This window comes from Pedobacter sp. WC2501 (assembly GCF_052682415.1).
The window spans coordinates 3,103,476-3,122,947 of sequence record NZ_JBQZFI010000001.1; the positions used below are offsets into that span (position 1 = coordinate 3,103,476).

12 protein-coding genes are annotated in these 19,472 nt (G+C 39.8%); 6 read left to right on the forward strand and 6 right to left on the reverse strand.

The window, feature by feature from the left end; all coding sequences use genetic code 11:
• The first annotated feature begins 459 nt into the window (after window positions 1-459).
• The 6 genes from ACUN24_RS13345 (at window position 460) to ACUN24_RS13370 (ending at window position 7,876) form a co-directional block, all read left to right on the forward strand.
• Window positions 460-1,041: a Crp/Fnr family transcriptional regulator gene (locus ACUN24_RS13345; RefSeq protein WP_445562920.1), complete on the forward strand. Its 582-nt coding sequence runs from the start codon at window positions 460-462 to the stop codon at window positions 1,039-1,041.
• A gap of 260 nt (window positions 1,042-1,301) precedes the next feature.
• Window positions 1,302-2,192, forward strand: a complete 891-nt coding sequence (locus ACUN24_RS13350) for an MBL fold metallo-hydrolase (RefSeq protein ID WP_445562921.1) — start codon at window positions 1,302-1,304, stop codon at window positions 2,190-2,192.
• 68 nt (window positions 2,193-2,260) lie between these two features.
• The gene (locus ACUN24_RS13355; protein ID WP_193425524.1) at window positions 2,261-2,650 is read left to right on the forward strand and encodes a nuclear transport factor 2 family protein; all 390 of its coding nucleotides are present in this window, start codon (window positions 2,261-2,263) and stop codon (window positions 2,648-2,650) included.
• An 835-nt stretch (window positions 2,651-3,485) separates the two neighbouring features.
• Window positions 3,486-4,586, forward strand: coding sequence for a serine hydrolase domain-containing protein (locus ACUN24_RS13360; protein WP_445562922.1), 1,101 nt, complete (start codon window positions 3,486-3,488; stop codon window positions 4,584-4,586).
• 928 nt (window positions 4,587-5,514) lie between these two features.
• Window positions 5,515-6,903: a DUF6055 domain-containing protein gene (locus ACUN24_RS13365; RefSeq protein WP_445562923.1), complete on the forward strand. Its 1,389-nt coding sequence runs from the start codon at window positions 5,515-5,517 to the stop codon at window positions 6,901-6,903.
• A 253-nt stretch (window positions 6,904-7,156) separates the two neighbouring features.
• Entirely contained in the window at window positions 7,157-7,876 is a 720-nt protein-coding gene (locus tag ACUN24_RS13370; protein WP_445562924.1) for a hypothetical protein, read from the forward strand.
• A gap of 335 nt (window positions 7,877-8,211) precedes the next feature.
• Here ACUN24_RS13370 and ACUN24_RS13375 read toward each other — a convergent pair whose 3' ends face one another.
• The 6 genes from ACUN24_RS13375 to ACUN24_RS13400 all read right to left on the reverse strand — a co-directional run bounded on the left by ACUN24_RS13375 (window position 8,212) and on the right by ACUN24_RS13400 (window position 18,895).
• Entirely contained in the window at window positions 8,212-10,734 is a 2,523-nt protein-coding gene (locus tag ACUN24_RS13375; RefSeq protein WP_445562925.1) for a zinc-dependent metalloprotease, read from the reverse strand.
• A 28-nt stretch (window positions 10,735-10,762) separates the two neighbouring features.
• Window positions 10,763-11,500, reverse strand: a complete 738-nt coding sequence (locus ACUN24_RS13380) for a hypothetical protein (RefSeq protein WP_445562926.1) — start codon at window positions 11,498-11,500, stop codon at window positions 10,763-10,765.
• Window positions 11,501-11,527: 27 nt separating this feature from the next.
• Window positions 11,528-12,943, reverse strand: a complete 1,416-nt coding sequence (locus ACUN24_RS13385) for a RagB/SusD family nutrient uptake outer membrane protein (protein ID WP_445562927.1) — start codon at window positions 12,941-12,943, stop codon at window positions 11,528-11,530.
• A gap of 164 nt (window positions 12,944-13,107) precedes the next feature.
• Window positions 13,108-16,557 carry a SusC/RagA family TonB-linked outer membrane protein gene (locus ACUN24_RS13390; protein WP_445562928.1) on the reverse strand — a complete coding sequence of 1,150 codons (3,450 nt, stop codon included), beginning with the start codon at window positions 16,555-16,557 and terminating at the stop codon, window positions 13,108-13,110.
• Between the two features lie 281 nt (window positions 16,558-16,838).
• A complete protein-coding gene (locus ACUN24_RS13395; RefSeq protein WP_445562929.1) occupies window positions 16,839-18,011 on the reverse strand; it encodes a FecR family protein in 1,173 nt (390 codons plus the stop codon).
• A 278-nt stretch (window positions 18,012-18,289) separates the two neighbouring features.
• A complete protein-coding gene (locus ACUN24_RS13400) occupies window positions 18,290-18,895 on the reverse strand; it encodes an RNA polymerase sigma factor (RefSeq protein WP_445562930.1) in 606 nt (201 codons plus the stop codon).
• Window positions 18,896-19,472: the final 577 nt, after the last annotated feature.

Here is a 19,472-nt window from a genome sequence, read left to right on the forward strand (position 1 = left end):
CGCTAAGACTTGCGCCAGGAAAGGGTAAACTAATGAATAATCGTAATGCAAGCGCTTTAAGATTTCCGCCTGCGCGGGAATGACGACCGTGCTGATGGATTCTGTCTATGGTAGCGGAGTCGATTGCTTTTTTAATGCGTTGAAATGGTCTTCGACTACGCTCAGACTGACATACGAAATAAATTTTATTTAATTTTTAAACAGGCTTTATGCTGTCGTCTGAATTTTCTACCATCAAGTTTTGAATTTTGCAGATACTCACTGGAAATCAAGCTTTTAATCCTGGCTCCGGTTTTTTTATTTCCTATTGATTTTCGCTTTGATAAAATGATTACCTATTCAAGAGAAGCTAAATGTTTATGAAGAAAACAAAGCATACTTTTTATTAATTTAGCGTTACTAAAATCAAATCTCCGCAGATATCACAACAACTGATTTTTATCTGATGGCACAGACTTTATGAAAGAACTTCTCAAACAAAATATCTCCAATCACATATCCATTTCAGAAGCTGAAAGAGACCTGTTCTGCGACCTCTTTGAGCATAAACTGATCAAAAAAAAGAGTTTTCTACTGGCAGCGGGTGAAATCTGTAAATTTGAAGGATTTGTGGTGAAAGGACTGTTTCGTGTATATCACTTAGATAAAAATGGTTTTGAAAATGTATTGTATTTCGCCATGGAGAATTGGTGGATCACCGATATTGATAGTTTTACCAATGAGAAACCTTCCCAGCTTTATATAGAAGCACTTGAAGACAGCGAAGTACAGCTCATTTCCAGAAAGGACAAGGAATTTGCCTATACCAACCTTCCTAAAATAGAAAAACTATTCAGGATCATGACCCAGAAAACCCATGTTGCCCTGCAGAGGAGGATGATCGAAAATCTAAGCAAGACTGCCGACCAGCGCTACCTGGATTTTATTGAGAAATATCCGCAGTTATTGCAACGACTGACCAATCTTCAGATTGCTGGATATTTGGGCATCAGCCATGAATTTTTGAGCAAGATCAGAAAGAAAATAGTCAATGCCGGTTAGGTGCCGGTATTTATCCGAAGAGAATACCTTGAGGCTTGTCCCGGGGGTAAAAGGGGAGAGTTTGAAAACGAAAAGTTTTCATAAAACAAAAAATTAAACTCTTCTCTACCTATACCTCAGGGCTCAATGTCATCATTTAAGCCATTGGTACAGGTTAAAAACCTTAAATAATAACATTGCCCCGGGGTTATTTATTGAACTTGTTCAATCTTTTTGACCTGGGAAGGAGCGCATCTTTGTATTGTCAATTAAACAAAGGTATGAAATCAATTATCACAACATTATTCTTAACAATTTTAATCTTATCTAAAATGGAAGCAAATGCACAAAGTTTCAAAACTATTGAAACCACTAATTTAAAACTGGAAGTTTATAACGCATCAGAAAATGCTTTTGGTGTGGCATCGGTAATCGTTTCGGGCAAAACAGATGCCGTATTGATCGACGCACAGTTTACCCTGGCAGATGCCGAAAAGGTAGCTTCGGAAATCAAAAAATCTGGAAAGAAATTAACCGTTATTTATGTTTCCCACGCCGATCCGGATTACTATTTCGGACTGGAAGTATTTAAAAAATATTTCCCGGAAGTTACTGCTTATGCATCACCTGCAACAGTGGAGGCGATCAAAGCCACTTCACAAAAAAAACTGGACGTTTGGGGCGAGCGGTTGGGTAAAGCCATTACTTCTAATGTGATACTGCCTCAGGTATTAAAAGGAAATAGCATTGAGTTAGAGGGGCAGAAACTTGAAATATTTGGATTGGATGAATTTCCAGCCAAAACTTTCGTTTGGGTTCCTTCCATCAAGGCTGTAATAGGTGGCATTAACGTTTTTGGAACTACTTTTAACCTTTGGATGGCCGATGCGCAGACAGCAGATGCCCGCAAAAATTGGATTGCTGTTTTAGATAAAATCGAAGCGTTACAGCCTTCAATAGTTATTCCTGGACATGCCAATAATGCAAGCCCATTTGATGTTAGCGCAGTAAAACATACCAAGAGCTATATCCAGTTCTACGAAGAAGCATTAAAAACCAACAAAACTTCTGAAGAATTGATCAAAGCGATTAAGGCGAAATATCCGGCGCTTACTTTTGAAACTGCATTGCAAATTGGTGCTAAAGTAAATACAGGCGAAATGAAATGGTAAAACTTAAAATTATATTCAGCCTGATGGTGCTTTTTGCAGCGTCAGGCTGTTTATCAAATCAAAAGAAAATGACAAATCTTGAAATTGTAAAAAGTACTTATGAAGGTAAAACTTCGGAAGAAAATGGTAAAAATCTTGCTAAATATGTAGCGGATGATATCTCTTGGACCGAAGCTAAGGGTTTTCCCTATGCAGGCACCTACATCGGACTGGCAGAAGTAACCAAAAACGTTTTTAGCAGATTAGGAAGTGAATGGATCGATTATAAATTCACGCCCGAAGATTATGTAGGCAGCGAAGACAAAATAGTAGCTTATGGAACTTATACCGGAACTTACAAAATTACTGGTAAGCCATTTAAAGCAAGAGTAGCCCACGTTTGGAAACTGAAGAACGGAAAAATAATCAGTTTCGAGCAGTTTGTAGATAGCCAGTCTGTAAACGATGCAATGAAATAAGCTCAAAGTAATATTAATACACACAAGTTATTGCGATAAAGATCCTCAATCAAATTATAGCAGAAATAAAGAAAGAAGAAGGTACGCATCAATTGCAGGATTTGATATTAAAGTACATTTGTTATGCTTCAAAGATGCCTTTAAGGATTTTCAGGATAAAAAGCGATTTAAATTTAAATGTTCAATTATTCCTGCTGACCGGTATAATCTTATCAGGTAAATCAGCTCCCCACTTTATTGCAAGGAGGGGCTGGGGGTGGTTTTTTGAAATATGTTCTAATCGCCTCGCCTATCAATTCTTCTGATTCAAAAACTTCAGCATTCTCAAATCTGATTACATGTATAATCTTATCAGGTAAATCAGCTCCCCTCCTTATTGCAAGGAGGGGCTGGGGGTGGTTTTTTGAAATATGTGCTAATCGCCTCGTATATCAATTCTTCTGATTCAAAAACTTCGGCATTCTCAAATCTGATTACATGTATTATCTTACGTGGTAAATCAGCTCCCCTCCTTATTGCAAGGAGGGGCTGGGGGTGGTTTTTTGAAATATGTTCTAATCGCCTCGCCTATCAATTCTTTTGATTCAAAAACTTCAGCATTCTCAAATCTGATTACACTAATTCCTTTACTGTTTAAAAAAATCAGTTCGTTCTTTATCGTATACTCCCTTGCCCCTCCTAAACTAGGAGGGGAGTAGGAACTACAGGAGGTTGATATGCTAAATTGACCTTTTTTTTGTGCTGCTATCGAAATTTGTATATTTACTGAACTAAGGTATCAAATCCCGCCCTCTGGCGACAACTGGCCCATTACCGGCAATTTTAAGAACATGTTATGAGAAGAACATTTTTTCTGATTACAATTGGACTGTTGTTATTTAATCTCGCTTTTGGTCAATCTAATCATTATAAGCAACTTGATAGCTTATTTGGTGCGCTCTATAAACAGCAAATGTTTAATGGGAATGTGCTGATTGCAGACAAAGGTAAAATCATATTTGAAAAAAGTTATGGCCTTGCCAATGAGAAAACCGGGCAAAAAATTAATAACCAAACCATATTTGAGTTGGCATCTGTTTCCAAACAATTTACTGCTATGGGAATTGTTTTGTTGGAAAAACAAGGAAAACTGAACTATGACGACAAAATTTCAAAATATATTCCCGAACTAGCTTTTTACGGAAACATCAGCATCAGGAATTTACTTAATCACACTGGCGGGCTTCCTGACTATATAGAATTTTTTGAGCAAAAGTGGGATAAAACAAAAATTGCTACCAATCAGGATATTGTAAATGTCTTCGCGAAATACAAACCGGAAGTTATTTTTCAACCCGGCGAAAAATACGAGTACAGTGATACAGGTTACACTTTATTAGCATTGATCATAGAAAAGGTATCAGGTAAGACATTTGGACAATTTTTGAATGAAAACATCTTTCAACCATTAAAAATGAAAAATACGTTTATCTACAGAAGTAGATTTAAACCAAAAAAAATAGATAATTATGCTCTTGGTTATGTTACAGATAGCTTAGGACACAAAGTGCTTCCCAATAGTTTTGGGAAAGAATTTTACACTTATTATCTGGATGGAATCGTGGGCGACGGAACAGTAAACGCTACAACAGCGGATCTATTAAAATGGGACAGAGCACTTTATACCGATAAATTGATAGATTCAAAAGATAAAGAACTCATATTTAATGCTGTAAAAACCAACGATGGAAAAGAGACTAATTACGGATTTGGGTGGTTTGTAGGGAACTCGAAAAAATATGGCAAAATCGTCTATCATTCCGGAGGTTGGCCAGGGTATTCCACTTATATAGAAAGACATTTAGACAATGACAAGACGATAATAATCCTACAAAATCATTCGGAAGCAAAAATAAATTCATTTTTGCAAAAAGTAAGAATGATCTTGTATAACTGATCTTAAAACAAATGTATGCTTTTTAAAGGACGACCAGGATCGTTGATTGATCTAAATTTTAGTTTTTAGCTTTTTCAACGGCGCAGTTCCTTTTTTTTGTTCGATATTCATCACCCATAATCTTTTACCCTGGTTGTGTCCTTTAAGATACCTATCATTTTATCTTATCAATTCCGATTCATTTCTGCGCTATATAGTATTATAAACCTTTGTTTGATTAATAATGTGCTTTAATTTGGGTTATTTGGCGCCTTGCATGAACGGTCGTCACCCTGAACTTGTTTCAGGGTCTTTATAGCAAGGCGGTTTAACAGGAAAGATGCTGAAATAAATTCAGCATGACGATCGCGTGAGATAAAGCAGCTTTAAACACTCACTATGATCAAATATTAATCGAACTCAGGTTATAAGGGTGATTTTACCAGATCTTTCATAAACTAAAGGTTGGATCTGATCTCCTTTACATCATCGATTGCCTCTGTCATTGTCGTGCCTATATTGGTCATGACAATGATTGGTAGCTGTCTGCGCCAATTTTATCCTTTGTGACCTCAGTGCTCCTTCCCCGAGCCGTGTTTTTCTCTGGCAACGGTAACAGCGGGGAAGCTTAACTGACAACATATCAATATTTTGCCGCTTTTAGTTAATATACGATCAGAATGGCCGCCTTTTGTATTGTATATTTAAATATTACAAATTTTTTATACAACACTGTAATAAATCCCGGAATAAAGTGGCCCACGCCTTACCAATTTATTCTGAATGCGGACGTGTATTGTAAAATCTGTTATTTTAAGTATTAACCCATCATAAAAATATTTTTCACGAACAGTCTGTTGCGCTTTTGAGGGAATCAACCCCATAAAGATGAGTACGCTGTGTAATGAAATTTAATAAATCTATAAACCTAATCAACTAAAAACCAAAAATGAAAAAACAAATTTTATTATTCCTGATCATTGCATTGTTAGCAGGCTGTAAAGAGGAATTCAACTCCATTCAGCCCACTCAGTTAACTAAGCCGCAAAATCAGGCCAGAATAGCAGCAGTTGCAGCTGCTGCTGCTCCTGAAGTCTATATTCCGCAGGAACTAAGCTCGAATGATTTCAATAATTCGGCCAGCACATGGAGTTGGTCAAGATCCCGCTCTTCCGATCACTTTATTGTTTTCTGGGCTAAACCCTATGGCACTAACGATCCAAATTCGACAGCTGTACCAGCAGCATACCGGGTGAACATTACTGACCTGCTGAGCAAAGCGGAAGGCTTTTTTCAATTAAATGTAACTGAATTAGGTTTTGCTAATTTAGCTACATCCAAGCTGAATAGATATAAGATGATGATCTTTATCAATTATCAAACAGAATGGCTGGCTACTGGTTCTGGCTATGATAACGTAATTGGTGCGCTATGGGTTAGCCCAGCTACGATGCAGCCGGTTGGTCATGTAATCGGTCATGAGATTGGACATTGTTTCCAATATCAGGTTCTTGCTGACCAGGGTGTTGGCGGGTTCCGTTATGGGTTTGGCGGTAATGGCGGTAACGGCTTTTGGGAGCAAACGGCTAATTTCCAAGGATTCCAGAGCTATCCGTCGACGGTTTTTACCGCCTATGATTTCACCGTTTACAAAGATAATTACCACCGCCATGTTCACCATGAATGGTACCGTTATGCCAGTTACTTTATACTCTACTATTGGGAATTTAAAAGAGGGCGTGATTTTGTCGGAAGATTATGGCGCGAGTCTCGCCAACCGGAAGATCCTATCCAGGCATATATGAGGCTTAATGGTATTAATGTGGCTACTTTTAATGGAGAAATCTACGATCAGGCTGTAAGATTTGTGACCTGGGATATTCCTTCACTTCGGTCTTACGGTACCAATTACCATGGCGCTCAAACATGGAATTACACAAGGCTGACTGACGGAAGCTACCAGGTAGCCTATAATCGTACACCGGGTACTACTGGTTATAATGTTATCCCTTTAACCGTCCCTGCCGCAGGTACGGCTGTATCAACCGTGTTTACCGGTATGGTTAATGCGCCCGGGTATAACCAGGTGGCAAATCCGGCAAGAGCAGGTTGGCGCCATGGGTATGTTGCACTTTTAAATACAGGAGAACGAAGGTATAGCGGCATGTGGACCAATAACGCAACGAGTAGCTTTACTGTGCCGGCTGGTACTGTAAAATTATGGTATGTAGTAACCGGAGCGCCGACTACCTATGCACCACATCCATGGGATGAAAACGAAGCCAATGATGACCAATGGCCTTACAAGGTAAAATTCACGAACAGTTCCGTGTTGTAAGACATCGCTAAATAATATGTTTATGTAAATTAAGATCAGGCCGTCTCATATTTGTTGAGGCGGCTTTTTTACGTTAGCCTGGTAACTTCTTTAAGAACGCTTGCCTATAATCCTGGGCAGATGAATTACCACAGGAGATTACCCGACTTTTAATATTGAAAATCTCATTTTAATTCATCATACGGTCGATTCCTTTGTTTGCTTTTTCCGTTAGTAATACTTACTATTGATTACACACAAAAACAATATACAGATGAAACGTTTACAAGTAAAGAAGGGGTATTTTCTGATGCCCTTTGTAAGGGGTATGATGTGCTTACTACTCACCAGCTGGCTAGTGCCGGCATATGCACAATTTTCGGGAGATCGAAATGAAAAGGAGTATTATAACAGGATCTTTTCTATACTTAATGGAAGAATGGAGCCTATTGGTAACTCTGATGTAACCTATTACACAGGAGATTTTTACCCGGAAATTAAAGGTAAGATAAAATCTATTGGCAATACTGATATTACCTATTACACGGGAGATTTTTATCCGGAAATTAAAGGTAATGTAAAATCTTTTGGGAAAACTAATATTACTTATTACACCGGAGACTTTTACCCGGAAATTAAGGGTAGGATAAAATCAATAGGTACAATAGATTTGATTTACTATACCGGAGATTTTTATCCTGAGCTTAAGGGAAAGCTAAGATCAGTGGCTAAAACTGAGGTGACCTATTACACCGGAGACTTCTATCCGGAAATTAAAGGTAAACTTAAGGCTGTTGGAGATACGAATATTACTTATTATACAGGAGACTTCTATCCAGAGCTTAAAGGTAAACTAAAAGCCGTTGGCGATGCCGAGATCATTTATTACACTGGAGATTTTTATCCAGAGCTTAAAGGTAAAGTAAAATCAGTGAGTGGGAGTTTTCCTGAAAGCATTTTGTTCCTTTTCCCTGAACTGGGCATAACCAATTAGCATGCTGAGCAGATCGGACAATAAAGAATGATCCTGTAGTCGTTAAGTTTAGTAACCTAAGTTCGATTAATAATGTGCTTTAATTTGGGGTTATTTGGCGCCTTGCATGAACGGTCGTTACCCTGAACTTGTTTCAGGGTCTTTAAAGCAAGGCGGTTTAACAGGAAAGATGCTGAAATAAATTCAGCATGACGGAACGGCTAGCCATTTCATCCTAATAAAGTACATTAATTTTAAAACATTAATCGAACTCAGGTTAGTATTTAAATCCTGAACAAAAAAGGGGCAAAATTCTTTTAAAGAATTTTGTCCCTTTTTACTTTTCAAATTGCTGTTTATTTTTCTGGATCCAGCACCTGGTTTATCGTTCGTACAATATCCTGAAGGTGGTATTTCTCCAAACCCTCACGTTTCGGAAGCACGGCTTCAATATCGCCTTTGAGCTCTGTTAAATGCATTTTTACCAGTGTAGAAATGTCATTTGCCTGCACATCAACAATATTGTATTGCTGCATTTGTTGTGCGGTGTAGCCTCCTGCAGCTGTTGCCGTCAGCATTTTTTTCAGGTTATCCACATAAGCTTTCTGGAGGTTACGGCGGTAAAGGTCAATTTGCTGACCATCATAAAGCTCAGACCACACGCCTTTTTTCATATCAGAAAAAAGTTCGTCTATGGTATAGGTTGGGGTTTTGCTTAGCGTGGCATTGAGCAATTTATTTAATGAGCTTACTCCCATAACACTGCTCAGCATATCTTTTTGATAATTTAATATCAGCCGGGTCGGATCGGTAGCGATTTTGCCCGATAAGGAGCCCTCAATTAACCAGGTTGGTGTGCGGAACAACTGCTGGTTCAAAAAGGAAACGGCCTGCTTTTGAATCTGGGCCGGTACATTTTTATATACCAAACCTGGCTCATCAACAGTCTTTAAATCCGTATAAACCCCGGCAATGTTTTTTGCAACGTGCCCCAGGTAACGTCTGTACTGACTGGCGACTTCGGCATACATTTCTTTTGCATTTCCATAACCTTCATTTTCCTCTTTTGTCCATTCTATCAAATTGGGCAAAATGCGTTTCAGGTTTCTGATGCCATACTCACTGGCCAGCATGGCATTGTCGCCCAAATCTTCGTTCTGGCTACGCGGATCGGCGGGGTCTGCCTCTGTTCCAAACCATAATCTCGGATTTTCAGCCACACGTTTACTGATCATTTTACTCAACGGCCCGTGTTCATCTTCAGCTCTGGTATACTGGGGCATCCATTTGTAGCCCCATTCAATTGCCCACTTGTCGTAATCTCCAATCCTCGGATAAATCCCTGCTTTCCCAATGTGATCTTCGGGCTGCGCCACGTAGTTAAAACGTGCATAATCCATAATTGATGGCGTATGTCCGTTGGCTTCTACCCATTTTTTGTTGCGCAACAGCTCAACCGGGACAGTAGAGGAAGAACCGTAGTTGTGCATCAAGCCCAAAGTATGGCCAACTTCGTGCGAGGAAACAAAACGAATAAGATCCCCCATGAGCTGATCGTCAAACTTCTTTCTAGCCCTTGGATCTACTGCTGCGGCCTGGATAAAATACCATTTACTAAGAATGCTCATGACGTTATGGTACCAGTTCACATGGGTTTCCAGGATCTCGCCACTACGCGGATCGTGCACACTAGGTCCGCTGGCATTTGCAATTACTGAAGGTTTATAAACGATGGCACTATGGCGCGCATCATCAATGCTCCAGGTAGAATCTTTTGGCGCTTCTTTTGCAATAATGGCATTTTTGAAACCTGCCTTTTCAAAGGCAACCTGCCAATCGTTCACACCTGCAATTAAATAAGGGACCCACTTTTTAGGGGTGGCAGGATCAATGTAGAAAATAATCTGTTTTTTAGGTTCTACCAGTTCTCCTCTTTTGTATTTTTCTACATCTGCATCTTTAGGCTCCATGCGCCAGCGTGTAATCATCACCTCACGTTTGATCCCTATCGGATTGGCATCAAAATCGACATAGTCTGCCGTAAAATAACCAACCCTGGCGTCTGAAAATCTTGGCTTCATGGGTATTTTAGGCAACAGCATGATAGAACTGTTCAGTTCCAGTGTAGCCGCTGAAGCACCGATTACTGCATCGCCGATAAGCGGGGATTTAGTATAGGTTTTTACGGCACGTACCTCAACATTAAGCGGGAAAGCTTTTATGCTTTCCAGGTACGACCTATCGGCGATGAGTCCGCCCAGTGATAAACCTCTTTTGGTAACCGGGTTAAAGTAAAAGAGCTCATTGTCTCCGTTAAGGATGTCTGTCATCTCTATTACAGTGCCCTTCATTCCTGAAATTGAATCCTTTGCATAGGCTTTGATATCAAATGAACTCAGTATCGGTTGGATATTAGAATTCATGACAGACCGGTTCATGCCGGTACTGTCATTTGATCTTTCCTCAAAAGAGATGCTCCTGATAAATAGTTTATGGTTTGGACCCTTTTCAAATCTGATTACATTTTCATTAATTTGGTCGCCTGCATATCCCATCATTAAGCCTCGTACGCCAGCGCCTGATTTACTGATGCGGCTAACAATCAAAATATCTCTCCCTAATATGGAGTCAGCAATTTCAAAAAAATACTTTTGCTCAATTTTGTGGACCTTAATCATACCAGGGCTTGTAATCGCCTTATCCGTAATGATTTCTTTATAAGGTTTAGGTTCACTTACGGGCTTTGCCGCCTCTATAGTCTTCTTCGCCGGAATTTTGCTTTGCAGGGAATCTTTGGTTGTTTTCGGATTTTTTTCCTGCCCTTTTACCAGGCTTGTAAGCATCAGTAATGTTGAGCAGAATATTAAAAATTTGTACATTTAGGTATAAATATTGGTCTATTGGAATTTAAAAGTAATTGCTCTGAAATATACCGAAGGCATTTCTCCCCGTTCCGCCAGGTACTCCCTTAACCACCAGTGAAATGTTCTTGAAATAACCGGAAGTTGGCGTAAGCGTTAAGCTAAAGTTTGCAATCAGCAATTCACCGGTTGCTGCATTCCGCACTTCAAAATTGTATACCGTTCTGGTGGCAGCTTTGGTTGGGTATTTACTCCATGGGGAAATTTCCCGGTAACCCAATGCTACAGGTGCTGTAACCGATGGAACATTTGTCCGGATAGGGGAGTCTGGCACATTTAACGCATCTTTTAAAATGACTTTCAGCACTGTGCTTTCTGACGACAGGTTTACAAACCGGATGTGCGAAACACTGTCAGCAGCTACAGGTGTTCTATCCGTTTGGATATAAGGGATATCCATTTCCGCCCGCAATATGGTGTCAGGTTTCAAGGCCGTACCAAAAAGATACATGGAGTAATTCATCTGTTTGAGGGTATAAGTACCGGAGAAAAGTACATTCTTACCATCTTTAGAGGAAACCGTTATCATTGCAGGGGATTCTGCCTTAGGGTAAATTAAAACACTACTTGCAAAATTTAGCGGAGCATTCAACTTTACGGCATCTTGCCCGGTCCATGCATTTACCACCCTTACTGTTGCAAACCGTTCTTTGCTTTCCTCCTTTTTGCAGGCTCCGATTGCCAGTACAAAAAGAAACATTAAGCTTAAATATCTTATATTCATTTTCTATCTCTTAATTTGACTTCGTGATTAATTTTGTGAAATGCCGGATTTCGTAATTTCATCTAATGGAATCGGCATAGCGTAACGCTTATCATTTGGTGGAAGCGTATAAACCACACCATCTATTTCTCTTGACAGGGTAATATTAGCGCCCTCTACATTCAGGCGCCGCACATCAAACCACCTTGCGCCACGGTACAACAATTCCCTTCTGCGCTCGAGTAAAACGAGGTCAAGTGCTGCTTCCGGAGTTGAGGCGCTGAGTACGGGAGCCAATCCCACAGGAAAACGCTTTGCAGCCATCATATTCAAAATTTCAAGTGCCGGAGCTACTTCTTTCTTCCGTGCCAGACATTCTGCCAAAATCAGGTAAACCTCGTCAGTTGCCAAACCGTTAAACGGCACATAGCGTAAGGCTATATTTTGGTACAAAGCTTTGATATACTTAGCCGGATCATTAGCACTCCTGATGAAAAAACACAGTTTTAATCTCAGGTCATCTTGATCATAAAGGGCAATTTGCTTCGGGCTCACCTTCGACTTGAAAGTATAACCGTAATCGGAGTAGTTTAATGCATAAAAATCGTAGCCAACAGAAGCGTCGCCATGAAAAGTAGTGTAAATCACTTCCGGATTCCCGCCCTCAAATGGCGTGTTGGAATTTACGTCAAGGTCATTGTAGTCGAGCAGCGTTCCCTTGATCTTTAAAGCCTCCCGTGCGCTTTCCATTGCCTTATCGTAGTTCATCATGCACAAATGAACCCTTGCCAGCAAAGCCAGGGCCGCCACTTTAGAGCCTAATGTTGGTTTTGTCGTGGACTCAGAACTAAAACTCATTTTTGCGGTTTCCAGATCAGACAAGATCTGAGCATAGGTAACCGCTAAGGATGAACGCTGCAAAGGATTATTGGCATTTACCTCTAAAGGCAAAGGGATGCCCGCTGTAACTGCCGCATTCTTCGGGTCGTATGGCATTGCAAAAGCCTGTGCAATCTGAAAAAAAGTATGTGCGCGCAGAAAGTAGGCCTGCCCCTTAACATCCCCATATTTTGCCGCATTAGCAGGTGTTTTTGCCAATTCATTTAAGCCTGTAATGATGGTGTTGGCGTACAGGAGCGTTTTGTAGGAATTGTTCCAGTCTAAAGAGGTTTGATAAACAGTCGGATTCCAGTTGTAACTGTTGCGAATGGGCTCCTCTTTCGACTGCCAGATACTGGTAGATAAATATTCGTATTCATCGCCACAGAACATGGAAAAGCTCTGGGTATTGTTGATTACCGTGAAGTTGTTTAATAGTCCTTCAAAATCGGCCAGGCTTTCCGGGATCAGGTTTGCCATTACCGGCTTTTTATCCAGAAATTCCTTTTTACAGCTTCCTAACAAAACAGATGCAACCAGTATAATGACAAAAAGTGATTTATTATAAAAAAAAGGCTTTTTCATATGTGTAAATTTGTTTTTAATGGTTATGAAGCTATCATGATTTTTTCACAAGTTTCTATCGTGCTTTAGTGTTCAAGAACTCGCAAGCTCGGTTTACTAATTAGTGTTTGTGATTGGCAAAATCATGATGGTTTCATATCTAATTTTTTAATGGGAGTAATTGATTACAATGTGGTTCTTAAGCCAAACGAATATTGTCTTGGTGATCTTGCTGAAGTCGGGAAATCCGGATCAATGGGAAGCTTTGTCGACTTCCACAACAGACCAATATTATTGGCATAGGCGTACACCTGGAGACTTTTGAAAGGCAAGCTTTTAAACTTTGTCTTGCTGATACTGTACGAAAGCTGGATGTCCTGCAGTCTGAAACTGTCTCCTTTTTCCACCAGGGCATCCGACGAATCATAAGTGAGTTGTGCGTAGGTATTATAAGGGTAATTCGTCATTGCCGGAACATTAGTAACCAATTCATCACCTGGTTTTTGCCATCTGTTCGCAAAATCAGAGAAGAAATAATTGCCAAAGAAAAGGCTGTTGTAGTCTAACGCCTGACGTTTAAAATAATGACCGAGGCGGTAGGCAATTAAAAATGATAGGGATAGGTTTTTATAGTTAAAATCATTTCGGATACCGCCAGAAAATTTTGGGATATTATTGCCGATATATACAATATCCTGCTCATTAGCCGCACTAATTACCGAAGCCAGGTCAGTCGTGGCCACACCATTGGAATAAATCATAGGCTGACCAAGTCCATTTAAACCTGCGTAACGGTAAGTGAACAATGCGGAATAGGCATAACCCAGCCTTGGAATAGTAGAATTGTTCAATACTGAATTTCTCGGGTTTTGTTTGAGGTCGAGTTTCGTGATTTTGTCTATTGCAGAGCTGAGATTCAAACTTGTTGACCATGAAAAATCTTTACCGGATATTTGTCTTGAATTGAGGGAGAGGTCGAAACCTTGAGTCTTTACGTCAGCAAAATTTCCGGTAAAATTTATTACACCAACCTGAGGGGCAACGCTCTGTCCGGATATCAAATCGCGGGCATTCTTCCTGAAAAACTCAATACTACCGCTAATCAGGTTATTCTTGAATCCGAAATCCAATCCCAGGTTCGTTTGTTGTACTTTTTCCCATCTCAATTCTGCATTGGGCGGATTGTTGATCTGATAAAACGACCCCAAACCGGAATTATTTCCTGCTGATAAGCTGGCAATTGTTTTTGCTGAAGCGCTGGGACTGGTATTTCCGCTGTAGCCATTAGTGAGGCGTAGCTTTAACATCGGAAGCCAGTCTATATGGTAAAACGATTCGCGGTTAATTATCCAGGCCACACCAGAAGACCAAAGCGGTACCCCTTTTTGATTCGACGCTACACCAAAAAGATTGGATTCGTCCTTACGGGCACTCGCCGAAATAATATATTTATTTTGATAGGAATAAGAAGCATTGGCAAATAGAGAAACAAACCTATTGGTGGTATTGGTATTTGCAAATTGTATGGGTATAGTGCTGTTTACACCACTAAATATAGTTTGATAAATCATATTCTGGTTCACACGCTGATAGGTATCAAACTCTTTGATATAACCAACCTCTTGCCTTGTAGAACCCACATTATTAGTGTTTCTAACTTCCGCACCGGCAAGTGCTGAAATCTGATGATCAGACCCCAATGTCTCGTTGTAAACCAGATTTGCCCTTAGATTATTGTTATTGTATTTGCTGTTTTTAATCAAATTGGTTCCACCATAGGGAAAATTCTGGGTGATTACTCCGGTTGCGGAATTATAAGTCGTAAACATGTTGATCATTTCGCGTGTTTGAAACGATTCCACATCAAAAATGCTGTTATAGTTGGAAATTCCACTTCCATATTGATAAATGGCACTGAACTGTAATGTTGGCTTGATACTATAGCTAACGTCTGCTTTAATGCTATAATCCTGAATATGATTAACATTCCTGCCATAATTATATTCATCAAGCGGGATAAAAGTCATATCAATCAGCTTTCCACCTGCTAACCCTGAAATTCGTGTTTTTGAATACTTATAAGGAATTTCCAGAGGATTCCCCTGATCATCTGCCAACCTGGTATAGGGAAAAATTGCACCGGTAGGTAGGCTAAAGTTGGATCCACTCCGCTGTGTGTCAGAAAAAGAAATATCTGCACCAATTTGAAGCTTATTCTTGAAAAAACTGAATCGTTCGCTCAACACAAAGTTCTTCCGGCTGGAGTTGGATTTATCTGCAGAATGTCCATTATCCAAACTTCCCGATACGTAGTATTGATTTTGTGGACCACCGCCCCTGATGCTTAAATTGTATTGCTGATTGAAAGTATTGTCCTGTGTATAACGGGTCAGGTCATCACGGATATCAGTGTTTCTCAGTTGAGCGATCTGCCGTTCTGCTTCAATGGAGCTGATTTTATTACTGCGTTGCTGATCTAAGATGCTGACCAATGGGGAAACCACACTCCCTGGATCTGAAAGGGAATAATCATAATAGCCTTTGCCGAACAAAAAGCTTTCTACATCAATAAATTCTGAAGAACTCAGCTGTGGAACAGAATACAGGTCGGACTTGCCAGCCATGGTAAAACTGGTATTTAAGGATACTTGTGCTGGTTGATTCAGTTTACCCTTTTTTAAAGTGATCACCAATACCCCATTTCCTCCTCTCGCGCCCCATATGGAAGTGGCTGCAGCATCTTTCAGAATAGTGACGCTTTCTACATCATTTGGATTGATGGAATTGATGTCTCCTTCAAAGGGATAGTTATCTACTACAACCAGGGGTTCTACTGCAGACCGGATTGTGCTTCGGCCACGAATAGAAAAACTTGCTTCATTGATAGAGTTGGAGGGATTACGCAGCGTCAAAATTCCAGGCGCCATGTTTTCAATCCTATCGATAATATTAGGACTAACCCCCCTGTTAATTACGGTGGAATCTAAAAATTCATAGGCTCCTGTAGCCCGCTCTCTGGAGATTTTCTGATAACCATTGGATACTACTGCAACTTCCTGTAAACGCTCTGTATTTACAACCAAAACAATAGGTTGGTCGGTAATCGCTTTAGCTGCGATCGTTTTAGCGGTATAGCCCGTGTAAGAAATGATGATCAAGGCATCTTCATCGACATTTTTAATTTCGAAAACGCCCAGTTGATTGGTGATCACACTTCTATTCAAATCTTTCAATTTTACACTTGCACCAGCCAGGGGATTTCCTTTCTCGTCCACAACCTTGCCTCTGATGTCCATATTTTTAAAGACATTTATCAATGCGTCGAGCACAGTTTTTTTCTTTTCGGCCACTACGATGGTTTTGTCTTCAATAACATAGTTCATCACAGTGCCTTTTAAGCAAACTTCCATCACTTCTTCAAGCGATGCCCCGCTAAATTTAGCCTGAATGGTTATTCCAGCGTTCAATTTATCGGGTTCCCAAAGCACATGGAAGCCAGTTTGTTTCCCAATTTCTTTAAACACCTGGGCAAGGGTGATTTTGTTTTGGTTTAAAGTAACCTTTTGAGCAAGTGCAGAGGCACTTACCTGCATGATGAAAGCCAATAATAATACAGCAACGAGATTAATTCGCATGAGCCATTTTCTAAAAATGTGGCACGGAGGACCACATAAAACTTTAGTGGAAATTTTATACATTTGAGTAGGTTTGGTTTAGAAGTGCTTATACTTTAGCGAGCAGCGCACTTCATCTGTAGTTGATTAATTTATTAATCTTATAAAGCCAGATTATTAGGATTCCGATGGCCATCGGAATCCTTTTTTGTTGAGGCGTCGTGATTAATAGCTTTACATTTCCGTAGGTAGTTCTTTTTTCATGTTTGTTGGTTTGTTTGGTTTGGTTATGTTGATTTTGGTTATTTCATTACAATTATAGTGTTGCCTTGTATCTCAAATCGAACGGAGCGGGTTAAGCTCAGCTTACTCAATACATGCGAAACTTTAACATATTTGGAGATGCTTCCACTAAACATCTTTTTCTTTAATTCTTCATCTTTAAACTTTACGTCCAGATCGTACCAACGGCCAATATCGTTCATGATCTGTTCAAGCGGCTCATTGTCAAAATTAAAAAAGCCATTCTTCCAGGAAACAGCGTTGTCTGTATCCACATTTTTTACATCAATCCTGCCCGCTGTTAAAGTTGATTCTTCACCGGGTTTCAAAATGACTTGATTTACTTTAACACTTCCTTCCAGTAAAGTAGTCCTGGTACCCAAACCATTTTCATATACATTCAGGTTAAAATGTGTTCCAAGTACCTCCACTTCCTGATGTATACTTTTAACGATAAAAGGATGTGCTTTATCTTTCGCTACTTCAAAATAAGCTTCTCCCTCAAGTTCTACATTTCGTGTTGATCCTTGAAACGATACCGGAAATTTAACGGACGATGCTGCATTAAGCCATATTTTTGTACCATCAACCAGTTGCAGCTGATATTGGCCCCCACGAGGGGTCGTGATCTGGTTTTGCTCCATTCCTGCATGTTTACCCTGATCTCCAATAAAAGTATAAACCAGTTGTCCCGCCGCTGTAGTCGTAATCTTCACACCATTCTGTTCCGCCAATGAATGATTTACAGCGTCTGCCAAAGCGATCTGTTTCCCGTTCGCAAGGGTAAGCACGGCTTTGTTTGTACCCGGATCCACATCTTTTTCCATGCTCAGCGATGGAAGGTCCTGGCTGGATCTGAGGTGAAAGAGAAGTGAAACTGTTAAGGTCGTAAGGGTCAGACAGGCTGCGGCAAGCCGGAGAAACCATGTGCGTTTGTAGAGCGGAACAATTTTAGGCAGGGCCTGTTGATTGATGCGTTTTACGGCCTTGAAAATCTGGAGCAATTTAATTTCCTCTTCAGGAGTAGGGGAGCCCTCTTCAAAAGGAAACAAAAGCTCAGCATAAATCAAATCTTTCAATAAAAATTCATCTGCAACATCAAAATATGTCAGTAACTCCGATATTTCGGTTTCGGAGCATTGATTTTTGAGGAAATTTGAGTAAATACGCTTTAGCTTGTTTTGATCTTCCAAAATAATTGGTCCTTTTAAAGCTATTACGTTTCAAAAACGATGAACATCTAGTCTAAACAAAAAAATATTTACTATTTACCTGAGCTCGATTAATGTTTAAAAATTAATGTACTTTATTAGGACTAATTGGCTAGCCGTTTCGTCATGCTGAATTTATTTCAGCATCTTTCCTGTTAAACCGCCTTGTTATAAAGACCCTGAAACAAGTTCAGGGTGACGACCGTTCGTGCAAGGCGCCAAATAACCCAAATGAAAGCACATTATTAATCGAACTCAGGTTATTTATCCAGAAATGTGCTGCTGATGGCAACAAAAAATAAAAGTGTGCCTGACTTTTTAAGGTATTCTGCTACAGTTTTTGTTGCTTTAACAATGTGGTTATTCACTGTGGAACTGGAAATGTTGAGCTCACGGGCAATATCATCATAACTTCTACCTTCAATTTTACAAGCCTGAAAGATACGTTTTTGCTGAGGTGGCAAAAGTTCTATCGCTTTTTGTATCATTTCTCCGGTTTCCCGGTAATAGATGTCTTCCTCGGTATGGCTATAAGCGTTAGTGCTAATCGATTGAACTGTTTTGGCAAGCAATTCATCCCGCGAAATTTTACGATAGGTATCATAAACCAGGTGCTGGGCGATACTGAACAAATAAGACCTGAAGGATTGATTAGAGTCGAGGAGGTGCCTTTTGGTCCAAACCTTCACAAAAACGTCCTGAGTAAGTTCATGCGCGATCACATCAACCTTTACCATTTTTAATAACTTTCTGTAAATCCTTAAACTATAGATTTGATAAAGTTTGTCGAAAGCATACTCGTCCCCATCTCTCAGTTTAATGAGTAATTCCTTTTCAACTGTATTTTCAACAAGTGTTTCCTCCACTAATCCTAAAAAATTTACCAGAGATGGTTATCAGGTTTATAAACGATAAGTGGGGCAAATTAACAAAAGATACTTATAATACCATATTTGTTTTTGTAGTATAAACTCGTCAAAATAAGTCTGATACAGCAGTTAAAACTACTTCCGGTACCTGCTGCAAAAGAGCCTCCGCCACAATCGCCGGAAGAGTGGGGACGGCATAAAGCGCTTGGAAAAACCGCCTGTTCAATCAGTTCGTTTACAAAAAGGTTCAAATTACGCACCACCACTGACCCCAAGTAGGACAAAGATTTTTCCGAAGGTCTTTGTCTCATTTTTTTTTGCTCCTAATTATTTGTCTTTAAGCATATATGCTTCGCGACTTCGTTGACTAAAAGTGTTCGATATCAATCCCCATTAATCTGCTGAAATAGGATTATTTTTAACCTAATTGTAACAGTATGAAAAAGTTAAATTAGAAGAAGTAACTTTAGAGAGCGGAGAAGTACTTTCAGGAAATGAACTAAAAGACATCCTTTCAGCCAGTAAAGGTGGAAGCAGCGGCAGTAGGCCACCTCATTCAAAATGTACCTATGAT

Excerpts from the sequence above, each read along its gene's own strand:
- ACUN24_RS13345 (WP_445562920.1), top strand. The coding sequence starts at position 460 with ATGAAAGAACTTCTCAAACAAAATATCTCCAATCACATATCCATTTCA.
- ACUN24_RS13350 (WP_445562921.1), top strand. The coding sequence starts at position 1,302 with ATGAAATCAATTATCACAACATTATTCTTAACAATTTTAATCTTATCT.
- ACUN24_RS13355 (WP_193425524.1), top strand. The coding sequence starts at position 2,261 with ATGACAAATCTTGAAATTGTAAAAAGTACTTATGAAGGTAAAACTTCG.
- ACUN24_RS13360 (WP_445562922.1), top strand. The coding sequence starts at position 3,486 with ATGAGAAGAACATTTTTTCTGATTACAATTGGACTGTTGTTATTTAAT.
- ACUN24_RS13365 (WP_445562923.1), top strand. The coding sequence starts at position 5,515 with ATGAAAAAACAAATTTTATTATTCCTGATCATTGCATTGTTAGCAGGC.
- ACUN24_RS13370 (WP_445562924.1), top strand. The coding sequence starts at position 7,157 with ATGAAACGTTTACAAGTAAAGAAGGGGTATTTTCTGATGCCCTTTGTA.
- ACUN24_RS13375 (WP_445562925.1), bottom strand. The coding sequence starts at position 10,734 with ATGTACAAATTTTTAATATTCTGCTCAACATTACTGATGCTTACAAGC.
- ACUN24_RS13380 (WP_445562926.1), bottom strand. The coding sequence starts at position 11,500 with ATGAATATAAGATATTTAAGCTTAATGTTTCTTTTTGTACTGGCAATC.
- ACUN24_RS13385 (WP_445562927.1), bottom strand. The coding sequence starts at position 12,943 with ATGAAAAAGCCTTTTTTTTATAATAAATCACTTTTTGTCATTATACTG.
- ACUN24_RS13390 (WP_445562928.1), bottom strand. The coding sequence starts at position 16,557 with ATGCGAATTAATCTCGTTGCTGTATTATTATTGGCTTTCATCATGCAG.